This is a genomic window from Ensifer sp. 22460, from assembly GCF_052044935.1.
GTDB lineage: Bacteria > Pseudomonadota > Alphaproteobacteria > Rhizobiales > Rhizobiaceae > Ensifer.
In genome coordinates this window covers 63,160-73,459 of record NZ_JBQENZ010000034.1, presented here as the reverse complement: position 1 = coordinate 73,459, position 10,300 = coordinate 63,160, and the positions used below count along the sequence as shown (strand labels likewise).

The 10,300-nt window shown below is 64.2% G+C and carries 9 protein-coding genes and 1 pseudogene; all 10 read right to left on the bottom strand.

Going from position 1 to position 10,300, the window contains the following annotated elements; all coding sequences use genetic code 11:
• The coding region (locus tag ACTJKM_RS31175; RefSeq protein ID WP_440639824.1) for a sulfate/molybdate ABC transporter ATP-binding protein at positions 1-1,052 on the bottom strand (1,052 nt) is incomplete at its 3' end.
• Between the two features lie 13 nt (positions 1,053-1,065).
• Positions 1,066-1,968: a sulfate ABC transporter permease subunit CysW gene (gene cysW, locus ACTJKM_RS31170; protein WP_058325947.1), complete on the bottom strand. Its 903-nt coding sequence runs from the start codon at positions 1,966-1,968 to the stop codon at positions 1,066-1,068.
• Entirely contained in the window at positions 1,958-2,818 is an 861-nt protein-coding gene (gene cysT / locus ACTJKM_RS31165; RefSeq protein WP_440661586.1) for a sulfate ABC transporter permease subunit CysT, read from the bottom strand. The genes cysW and cysT overlap by 11 nt, the downstream gene beginning before the upstream one ends.
• 116 nt (positions 2,819-2,934) lie before the next feature.
• Positions 2,935-3,972: a sulfate ABC transporter substrate-binding protein gene (locus ACTJKM_RS31160; RefSeq protein WP_440639090.1), complete on the bottom strand. Its 1,038-nt coding sequence runs from the start codon at positions 3,970-3,972 to the stop codon at positions 2,935-2,937.
• A gap of 316 nt (positions 3,973-4,288) precedes the next feature.
• Positions 4,289-5,347, bottom strand: a complete 1,059-nt coding sequence (locus ACTJKM_RS31155) for a D-TA family PLP-dependent enzyme (protein WP_058328088.1) — start codon at positions 5,345-5,347, stop codon at positions 4,289-4,291.
• A gap of 104 nt (positions 5,348-5,451) precedes the next feature.
• Complete coding sequence (locus tag ACTJKM_RS31150; protein ID WP_058324652.1) at positions 5,452-6,537, bottom strand: ABC transporter ATP-binding protein; 1,086 nt, start codon at positions 6,535-6,537, stop codon at positions 5,452-5,454.
• On the bottom strand, positions 6,534-7,469 hold the full coding sequence (locus ACTJKM_RS31145; protein ID WP_058328083.1) for a PfkB family carbohydrate kinase: 936 nt from the start codon (positions 7,467-7,469) through the stop codon (positions 6,534-6,536). The genes ACTJKM_RS31150 and ACTJKM_RS31145 overlap by 4 nt, the downstream gene beginning before the upstream one ends.
• 3 nt (positions 7,470-7,472) lie before the next feature.
• A complete protein-coding gene (locus ACTJKM_RS31140) occupies positions 7,473-8,498 on the bottom strand; it encodes an aminotransferase (protein WP_162764788.1) in 1,026 nt (341 codons plus the stop codon).
• Positions 8,495-9,338, bottom strand: a pseudogene (locus ACTJKM_RS31135) (carbohydrate ABC transporter permease). The gene ACTJKM_RS31140 and the pseudogene ACTJKM_RS31135 overlap by 4 nt, the downstream one beginning before the upstream one ends.
• The gene (locus ACTJKM_RS31130) at positions 9,338-10,219 is read right to left on the bottom strand and encodes a carbohydrate ABC transporter permease (protein WP_058324648.1); all 882 of its coding nucleotides are present in this window, start codon (positions 10,217-10,219) and stop codon (positions 9,338-9,340) included. Before ACTJKM_RS31130 ends, ACTJKM_RS31135 begins: the two are co-directional and overlap by 1 nt.
• Positions 10,220-10,300 lie beyond the last annotated feature (81 nt).

Below are 10,300 nucleotides of genomic sequence, written 5' to 3'. Positions count from 1 at the left end.
GCCTGCTCTCTGTTGTCTCTGAAGAGTTTCCACTTTGTCGGCCGGAAGGCGATGCGGCTGTGGTCGCCGGCGGCGGCGCGTTCGGGCGACAGTTCGATCTCGACATGCGGATGGTTGCGGCCCAGATCGAGTTCGAGATGGCGGGTGCCGGCAACGCGGCGGCTGGCGGTGACGAGGCCGGCAAGACAGCCGCCGCAGCCGTCGATCAGCTCGATGTCGTGCGGGCGGAAGTGCAGGTTGGCAGGCCCGTCCGGCTCGGCCGGGGCCCTGAGCCCGATCGGCCGGTCCTCGAACCAGATCTCGCCGTTCTGGAGCGTGACGGCGAGCGCGTTCGACTGGCCGATGAAGCCGAAGACGAAGGGCGAAACCGGATGGTCGTAGATCTCGTCGGGGGTGCCGACCTGTTCGATCGCGCCCTTGCTCATGACGACGACGCGGTCTGCCAGTTCCAGCGCCTCCTCCTGGTCGTGGGTGACGAAGATCGTCGTGTGGCCGGTGCGGTCATGGATCTCGCGCAGCCACTTGCGCAGTTCTTTTCGCACCTGGGCGTCGAGCGCGCCGAACGGCTCGTCGAGCAGCAGCACGTTCGGCTCGACCGCCATGGCGCGGGCGAGCGCCACGCGCTGGCGCTGGCCGCCGGAGAGCTGGGCCGGATAGCGTTTGTCGAGACCGGAGAGCTGCACCAGGTCGAGCAGGTCGAGGGCGCGCTTGCGGATCTCAGCGGCCGGCGGCCTTCGGCCCGACGGGCGCACCTTGAGGCCGAAGGCGACGTTGTCGAGCACGGTCATGTGGCGGAACAGGGCATAGTGCTGGAAGACGAAGCCGATGTTGCGCTGCTGCACCGTCTTTTGCGAGGCGTCCTCGTCACCGAAGAAGATCGTGCCGCCGGTCGGGCTTTCGAGACCGGCAACGAGACGCAGCAAGGTCGTCTTGCCGGAACCGGAGGGGCCAAGCAGCGCGATCAACTCGCCGGAGCGGATATCGAGTGAGACGTCGTCGAGCGCCGGGAAGCGGCCGAATTCCTTGCGGATGTTGTGAACGCGCACGTCCATAGCGTTTGACCTTTCAGTGCCTGCGGCTGGCGGCGATCTCGGCGCTGTAGCGGATCTCCAGCGCCGTCTTCAAAATCAGGGTGATCAGCGCCAGCAGCGCCAGCAACGCCGCCACCGCGAAGGCGGCGACGAAGTTGTATTCATTATAGAGGATTTCGACCTGCAACGGCATGGTGTTGGTCACGCCGCGGATATGGCCGGAGACGACCGAGACGGCGCCGAACTCGCCCATGGCGCGGGCGTTGCACAAAAGCACGCCGTAAAGCAGCCCCCATTTGATGTTGGGCAGCGTCACGAACCAGAAGGTCTGCCAGCCCGATGCCCCCAAGGACAGCGCCGCCTCCTCGTCGCTGGACCCCTGTTCCTGCATCAGCGGGATCAGCTCGCGGGCGACGAAGGGGAAGGTGACGAAGACGGTGGCGAGCACCAGCCCGGGCACGGCAAACAGGATCTGGATGCCGTGGCTCTGCAGCCAGGGACCGATCAGGCTGTGCGAGCCGAACAGAAGCACGAAGACGAGGCCGGAAATGACCGGCGAGACCGAGAACGGCAGGTCGATCAGCGTCGTCAGGAACGCCTTGCCCTTGAACTCGAACTTGGCGATCGCCCAGGCGGCGGCAACCCCGAAGACGAGGTTGAGCGGCACGGCGATGACGGCGACGATCAGCGTCAGGCGAATGGCCGAGAAGGTCTCGGTGTCGCCAAGCGCGGCAACGAATTCACCCACCCCCTTGCGCAGCGCCTCGGTGAAGACGGCGGCGAGCGGCAACAGCAAAAACAGCGCGACGAAGACAAGGGCGGTGATCGTCAGGGTCAGCCGGGCAAAGCGGCTTTCGGAGGTGGCGGCGGCCAGCGCCGGCAGGGCGCGTTGCGGGCCGGATGCGGGCAGAGGATTGGCGGTCAGATCATGCGACATAGACATATCTCCGCCGGCTCCAGGCCTGGATCGAGTTGATGAGGAGCAGCATGGCGAAGGAGATCGCCAGCATCACCGCGGCAATGGCGGTGGCGGCGGCATAGTTAAACTCTTCGAGTCTGATGACGATCAGAAGCGGCGCGATCTCCGAGACATAAGGCAGGTTGCCGGCGATGAAGATCACCGAGCCGTATTCGCCGACGCCGCGGGCAAAGGCGAGGGCGAAGCCGGTCAAGCCGGCCGGCAACAGCCCCGGCAGCAGCACCCGGCTGATCGTCTGGAAGCGGCTGGCGCCAAGGGTGGCTGCGGCTTCTTCCACCTCCTTGTCGATCTCCTCCATGATCGGCTGCACGGTCCTGACGACAAACGGCAGGCCGACGAAGATCAGCGCGACGACGATGCCGGACGGCGTAAAGGCGATCTTCAGGCCGAGCGGCTCGATGAACTGGCCGATCCAGCCGTTGCCGGCATAAAGCGTCGTCAAGGCAATGCCGGCGACCGCCGTCGGCAGCGCGAACGGCAGGTCGACCATGGCATCGATCACCCGTTTGCCGGGGAACCGATAGCGCACCAGCACCCAGGCGAGGATGACGCCGAAGACGAGGTTGATGACGGCGGCGAGAAACGCCGTGCCGAACGAGATCTTCAAGGCATTGAGCGTGCGCGGATCGAGCGCTAGCTCAAAGAACTTGGCCCAGCCGAGCCCGCTGGCCCGCCACACCAGCCCCGACAGCGGGATCAACACGATCAGCACCAGCCAACTCAGCGTGATCCCGAGCGACAGCCCAAAGCCAGGCAAAACACTCGGCTGGCGAAATCGCCAGGGCGCAGTCTTCGTCGCTTCCGTCAATGACACTACCTTTACAAAGCTCGCGAGACGTATTGAACCGCGCTTCGTGCCAATGGCCCGGCGCGGCAAAGCAAGACGCGCGGCCGGATTGTCCAGCCGCGCGTCTAAGGTCGGTCTTATTGGCCTGGCTTGTAAAGCTGGTCGAAGACGCCGCCATCGCCGAAGAATTTCGGCTGGGCTTCCTTCCAGCCGCCGAAGTCTTCGATGGTGACGAGCTTCAGTTCGCCGAAGCGGGCGACATCGGCCGGATCGGCTACTGCCGGCTTGAACGGCCGGTAGTAATGCTTGGCGGCGATCTTCTGGCCGGCATCGCTGTAGAGGTAGCCGAGATAGGCTTCCGCTACCTTGCGGGTGCCCTTGGCGTCGACGTTGCCGTCAACGAGCGCCACCGGCGGTTCGGCCTTGATCGAGATTGACGGTGTGACGATCTCGAACTTGTCGGGGCCGAGTTCCTCGAGCGACAGATAGGCTTCGTTTTCCCAGGCGAGAAGCACGTCGCCAAGGCCACGCTGCACGAAGGTCGTCGTCGCTCCGCGCGCGCCGGTATCGAGCACCGGAACATGCTTGAAGAGTTCCGCCACATATTCCTGTGCCTTGGCGTCATCTCCGCCATTGGCAGCCCGACCATAGGCCCAGGCAGCCAGGAAGTTCCAGCGCGCGCCGCCCGAAGTCTTCGGGTTCGGCGTGATCACCTGGATGTCCGGCTTCACCAGATCGCCCCAGTCCTTGACGCCCTTGGGGTTGCCCTTGCGCACCAGGAACACGATCGTCGATGTGTAGGGCGCGCTGTTGTTCTCGAACTTCGTCTTCCAGTCCGCCGGGATTTTGCCGGTTTCCTTGGCGATCGCGTCGATATCGGCTTCGAGCGCCAGCGTTACGACATCTGCCTGCAGGCCGTCGATGACCGAGCGGGCCTGCTTGCCGGAGCCGCCGTGCGACGTCTGGATCGCCACGGTTTCGCCAGTGTCGGCCTTCCACTTCTCAGCGAAGGCAGCATTGAAGTCCTTATAGAGTTCACGTGTCGGATCGTAGGACACGTTCAAGATCGTCGTGTCGGCAAACGCGACACTCGCAGCTCCCAGCTGCAGGCCCCCGAGCACAATTGCCAGTCCCACCATTCCGGTAATTCGTCCAAAGACCATTTCGACCTCCATCGGTTACCAGATAAAACTATCAATTTTATCGACTGCTACAACGCAAACAGATGACCCTGAGGGCGGCAAACGGGAAATGTCCTATCGTTCTCGCCGCCTTTTCGGGAACGGTTTGCCTGCAACCGCCCAGTATGGCCGTGCCGGCCCGCCAAGGTCATTAGATGGAGGGCGCGCTGCCGGTGTCCAGTGGACGCGCGTCGATTCTCCTTTCGAGCGTTTGCTGGACCAGCCCGTCGAAGAGCCTTCAGCCCTGCATTTCGTGGCAAATACGGGGATCACAGGCGGGCACAGATTTCTGGGTCCCTAGGGTGCGAAACTAGAGCACGCGGCCGCGGGCGACGATCGGCCACGTGTCCTTGAGCGTGTCGCCTTCGATGATGTGGACCGCATCGACCATGTTCGTCACGACGCAGGCGTGGTTGGGCACGATGCGGAGCTGGTCACCGACCTTGAGGTTGATCGGCCCATCGGTGACGAGGCGGCCGTGTTCCTCCGAGAGCTGGTCGATGCGGATGTCGTCGCGGCCGAGCACGTGACCATAGCCTGTCAGTCCCAGCAGATCCGAGGTCAACACCTTACTGCCGGCATCGATGATCGCGCGGGTTTCGGATGGGACGGAGACGACGGTCGCAACCACCGTCAGCGCGCATTCATCCCAGCTTGCCACACCGCGAGACACCAACGAACGGTCGTTGTAGATATAGGTGCCGGGGCGATATTCGCTGGCAACCGGCGCACCGGCGGCGTGCATCATGCTCGGCGTGCCGCCTGAGGTGATCACCGGCACCGCGATGCCGTCGGCTTCGATCAGCCTCTTTGCTTCGCTCATGAAGGCCTGGACCTTTGCCTCGCCGTTGACGGGGGGATAGGTCATCAGGCCGCCGAACACGAGCCCCTTCGCATCCTCGATCTGGCTGGCAAGTCTCGCCGCCTCAGCCGGCGCACCAACGCCGCAACGATCGGCACCGGTGTTGCATTCGACGAAAACGCGAAGCGGCTTGTCCTTGCCGGCGAAGTATTCCGCAAGCCCGTCGATGACGGTCTCGCTGTCGGCGACGACGGCAAGCGCGACGCGGCCATTGAGCCGCTCCAGCCGCGCCATCTTGGCCTCGCCGAGAATGTTGTAGGTGATCAGCACATCCTTGATCCGGTCGCTGCCCTCGACCATTGTTTCGGCTTCGGTCACCTTTTGGCAGGTGATGCCAACGGCGCCGGCCTCAAGCTGAAGCTCGGCCATCTGCGGCAGCTTGTGCGTCTTGATATGCGGGCGCACGCGAATGCCATGTTCATCGGCATAGGCCTGGAAGCGCTCGATATTGCGCTTGGCAATTTCGAGGTCGACGAGAACGGCCGGCGTTTCGATCGGCAGGGGCATCGCGGTCACTTCCTCTTCTCGCGCGGGACAACGTGTGATGAACGATTCTCACAAGAAGGAAAAGGCGTTGCCAAAGCAATCCCGGTCGTCGCCCGCAGGCACCCTCAGTCTTTCGCCAGCGACCGGCCGGTGTCGGGATCGAAGAGATGAAGGGCATCCGCCTCGATCGTGAAGGCACGCTCTTCGCCCGACAGGACCGAACTGCGCGGTGGCAGGCAGGCGGTGATGCGCTGGTCGCCGATCCGCGCAGTGGTGACGAGTTCGGGGCCGGTCAATTCGACCACCTCGACGCGTGCCTTGAACTGCGGCGCCGGCTCGTCACCAGCGGCAAGTTGCAGCGCTTCCGGGCGAATACCAGCCTTTACGCGCTGGCCGTCGGAGACAACGTTGCGGAGGCGTGCCGGCAGGGCGATCGCCTGGCCGTCGCCGGCGATTTTCAACCGACCTTCCACAACGGTCGCATCCAAGATGTTCATCGGCGGCGAGCCGACGAAGCCGGCGACATAGAGCGTGGCCGGGCGGTCGTAGATCTCTTCCGGCGTGCCGAGTTGCTCGATCCGCCCGTCACGCATCACCGCGATGCGGGTCGCGAGCGTCATCGCCTCGATCTGGTCGTGGGTGACGTAGACGATCGTGGTCTTCAGCATCTGGTGCAGGCGCTTGAGCTCGGTGCGCATCTCCATGCGCAGCTTGGCGTCGAGGTTGGAGAGCGGCTCGTCGAAGAGGAACACCTGCGGATTGCGCACCAGCGCCCGGCCGATGGCGACGCGCTGGCGCTGGCCGCCCGAGAGCTGGCTCGGCTTGCGGTCGAGCAGGTTCTCGATTTGCAACAGCTTTGCCGTCTCCGCCACCGCCTTTTCGCGCTCGGCCGCGGGGACCTTCCGCATTTCAAGACCGAAGCCGATGTTCCTTGCAACGCTCATGTTCGGGTAGAGCGCATAGGACTGGAACACCATGGCGATGTCGCGGTCCTTCGGGTGGGCGCCGAGAATGGAGCGGTCGCCGATGCGGATGTCGCCGCCGCTCGGCTCCGCAAGCCCGGCGATGATGTTGAGCAGGGTCGACTTGCCGCAGCCGGATGAGCCGAGCAGCACCAGGAACTCGCCGCTCTCGAGATCGATGTCGATGCCCTTCAGCGTCTCGACCTCGCCATAGCGCTTATGAATGTTCTGAATGGCGAGAGCGCTCATGCGCCGGTCTCCTGAAGGTAGGACGAAAGTGGGTTGCCGTAGCTGCGCGGCAGGGTGGAAATCGCCTCCGAGGCGATGGCGACGCCGGTGCGAAGACAGGCTCCCAAAGGCATCTCGGCCGCAAGTGCCGCCAGGAACCCGGCATTGAAGACATCGCCGGCGCCGATGGTATCGACGACGGAAACGACGGGTGCTGCGGCTGATGAAAAGCGGCCATCCGCGTCGATGGCGATCGCGCCATGCGGACCGCGCTTGACGACGACGATCGCGCCTTCGGGCATATGTTTCCTGAGCTCGTGCGCTGCCTCGGTCGGGTCGGAGAGGCCCGTCAGCGTGGTCGTTTCGACCTCGTTGAAGAGTGCCAGCCGGCAACGCTTCAGCCAACCGATGGTCGCCGCGCAGTTTGTTTGCGTCCAGCCGTCGAGCGGCCAGCCGGTGTCGAGCGCGACGGTGATGTCGTGGGCATCAGCCCAGTCGAAGAAGCGGTCATAGTCCGATGTCAACGCATCGGTCAGGAAGGCACCGGTCAGCAGCGCGTAACCACCGCGGAGCTTCTCGCCGTCGAGCATGATGCGGACTTCCTCGAAGCTGAGCAGCGGCAGATGCCCACGCGTGGTGAAGAAGGTACGCTCGCCGTCGGGATGGGTAATGCCGACGGAAAGCGTGGTCCCGACATTCTCGACCGGCCAGGACTTGGAGCGCTCGGGAAAAGCCTCCTTCAACCAGGTGCCGAACTGATCGTTGCCGACATTGGCGGCGATCGCATAGTCGACGCCGAGCGAATCCCAGGCGAGCGCGCTGTTGCCGGCGCAGCCGCCGACACGCAGCTCGTCGTGGTCGACGATGATTTCGGTGCCGGCTTTGGGCCAGGGGGCCGCCGGCCCGAGGATGAGATCGACATTGGCATTGCCGACCACGGCAAGAGGACGCATCGTTTATTCGCTCCGGGTGATCTTGGTCGAGCGCACGGGGGTGCCGGCATTCTCGACACGCGACGCCGCAAAGGCGATCATGAAGGACTGGGCGACGGGCAGCATGGCGAAGATCGCCGCCATGCCCGCGGCCGGCGCAAAGGGAATGGTGCTGACGCCTTCGACTGGCGCCTCGCCGGAAGCATCGAAGACGATGACCGGCGAGCCGGCTTCGGCGGCGGAAAGCGCCATGGCTTCTACAAGGCCGGCGGTCGGATCTGCCGCGCGGAAGAGCACAACACCGACGGATGGACCGAGCATTTCCATCGGGCCGTGGCGAAGTTGGCCGCCTTCAAGCGAGAAGCAGGGCAGGCGGGAAAGCTCGGTCAGACCGAGGCCGATCGCTTCGGCGAGGCCTTGCAGCCGGCGGCCCGAAGTTACAACGGATCGGACGCTGTGCAGGGCTTCGAGTGCCGCCGACGTATCGGGCGATTGCGGGTTTTCCAATGCGTGAAGGGCATCGGCCGGATCATCGGCGAGGGCGGCGAGAATGGCGAGGTGCAGGGCGAAGCTGATGGTCAGGCTGCGGGTGGCGGCAAAGGCCTTTTCGGTGCCGCCGACGCCGACCAGAGACGGCGCATTGCTGGCGAGGAAGGAACCGCCTTCAAGCGTCAGTCCGAAGGTGTGCGGCGTTGCGCCATTGGTTTCGCTGAACCAGCGCAGCACCTCGGCGCTTTCGCCGGACTGCGAGGTGATGAGGATCGTCTTGCCTTCGATGACAAGCGGCTGGCCGAGTTGTTCCGAGAGCGGCAGGGCAATGGCGTCGATGCCATGGGCGCGGTAGAGCGGCTCGACGGCGCGACCGACGGCATGCGAGCCGCCCATGCCGAGCAGCAGCAGCTTGCCGGTAGACTTCAGCGAGGCAGCCACACTGGCCGCCATCGCCGTCGCCTGGTGTACGGAGGCGATGGCGTCCGAGGCCTGACGTGCCATTTCGCGATCGATTGCGATGAGCCCGGCCGGGCGTTCCGAATTGGTCATAGCCGTCATCCTTTGACGCCGCCGCTGGTGAGCCCGGAAATGAGGGCACGCTGCATGACGAGACCGATCAACACCGGGGGCAGGGCGGCCAGCACCCCGGCTGTGGCGATCAGCCCGTAATCGGAGACACGGCCGCCGGAGATCGGAAATGGCAACCGTGAGGGTCTTGGCGCGCAGATCCGAGGTGAAGAGCAGCGCGTAGAAGAATTCATCCCAGGCGAGCAGGAAGGCAAAGAGCGCCGACGTCGCCATGACGGGTGCCGCGAGCGGCAGGGTGATGAGCCGGAGGATCTGGTCGAGACGGGCGCCGTCGATCATCGCGGCACTCTCGATTTCCTTCGGGATGGAATCGAAGCCGGATTTCAGCAGCCAGGTGGTGAAGGGCGCCAGAATGGTGAGATAAACAAGCGCCAGGCCGAACACCGAGTTCAGAAGCCCGAGATAGGCAAGCCCCATATAGAGCGGCACGGCAAGCGCTACTGGCGGCAGCATGTAAGTGGCGATCACCGCATAGAGCGACCAGGAAACGTTGGATGTGCGCGATACCGCCCAGGCGGCGGGAATGGCGACCGCGATCGCCGCCAGCGTCGCCATCCCGGCAACCTTCAGGCTGTTGAAGAGCGAGGCAGTAAAGGCAGCGCCGGTGCTGTTTTCGATCGTGGACAACAGCAGGCGGTAGCGCGACAGATCGATCTCGTTCGGCCACCAGTTGAGCGGCTTTGTCGAGAGGTCGGCGGCCGACGAAATGCTCATGACGAAGAGCCAGAGAATGGGGGCCAGGATGATGGCTGCCAGCAGCAGAGCCGCAGCATAGACGAAGGCGGTGAAAACCGGGTTCTGGCGTTCCATCAGGATGCTCCTGCGGCTTTGCGCACCATTGCTGCATAGGCGACGGCGAGTACGGTTACGAGCAGCGTGACGATCAGCGCCAGCGAGGCGCCCGATCCGGCACGCTGGAAGGAGAACGCTTCCTGGTAGACGAGGATCGATAGCGTGCGCGTGCTGTTGGCCGGGCCGCCGCGGGTCATGACCCAGATCAGGTCGAACACCTTGAAGGCCTCGATCGTGCGCAGCACCAGGGCCACCAGCAGGGGACCCGCCAGATACGGCATGATGACATAGCGAAAGCGATTGAGCGGACCCGCGCCATCGACGAGCGAGGCGGCGGTGATGTCGCGCGGCACGGCCTGGAGTGCCGCGAGCGCGATCAGCGCAACCAGCGGAAAGTTCTTCCAGCAGTCGGCGATGATCAACGCCGTCAGCGCCGAGCCGGGTTCGCCGAGCCAGGAGCGGTAGCTGTCGATCAGGCCGATTTGCGTCAGGACGGCGTTGAGCGCGCCATATTCGGGATTGTAGATCAGCCGCCAGAGCGTGGCGTTGACCACCGTCGGCAGAGCCCAGGGCAGGATCATCAAGGCTCTGAGAGCCGTGCGCCCGCGAAATTGTTGATTGAGCAGCAGGGCTGCGAGCACCCCGAGCACCATTTCAGCGGTGACCGAGACGACGGCGAACCAGGTCGTCGTCACGAAGGCGCGCAGGAAGTTCGAGCCGCCGAGCATCTTGGCATAGTTGGCGAGGCCGACGAACGTGCCTTCCGTGCCGACGAGCCTGGCGTCGGTGAAGGAAAGCCTGACCGTATCGATCAACGGCCAGCCGATCACGGCGATCATGACCACCAGCAGCGGCAGCATGAGCAGCCATGCGCGCGTTGTTATCCAGGTGCCGGACATAGGATGGAAACCTTCTCGGGCCTAGGGAGCCCCGTCATGCTATCGCATATTGCCCCGGACCGTCATCGACCCAAGCGAATG

Excerpts from the sequence above, each read along its gene's own strand:
- cysW (WP_058325947.1), bottom strand. The coding sequence starts at position 1,968 with ATGTCGCATGATCTGACCGCCAATCCTCTGCCCGCATCCGGCCCGCAA.
- ACTJKM_RS31160 (WP_440639090.1), bottom strand. The coding sequence starts at position 3,972 with ATGGAGGTCGAAATGGTCTTTGGACGAATTACCGGAATGGTGGGACTG.
- ACTJKM_RS31155 (WP_058328088.1), bottom strand. The coding sequence starts at position 5,347 with ATGCCCCTGCCGATCGAAACGCCGGCCGTTCTCGTCGACCTCGAAATT.
- ACTJKM_RS31150 (WP_058324652.1), bottom strand. The coding sequence starts at position 6,537 with ATGAGCGCTCTCGCCATTCAGAACATTCATAAGCGCTATGGCGAGGTC.
- ACTJKM_RS31145 (WP_058328083.1), bottom strand. The coding sequence starts at position 7,469 with ATGCGTCCTCTTGCCGTGGTCGGCAATGCCAATGTCGATCTCATCCTC.
- ACTJKM_RS31140 (WP_162764788.1), bottom strand. The coding sequence starts at position 8,498 with ATGACGGCTATGACCAATTCGGAACGCCCGGCCGGGCTCATCGCAATC.
- ACTJKM_RS31130 (WP_058324648.1), bottom strand. The coding sequence starts at position 10,219 with ATGTCCGGCACCTGGATAACAACGCGCGCATGGCTGCTCATGCTGCCG.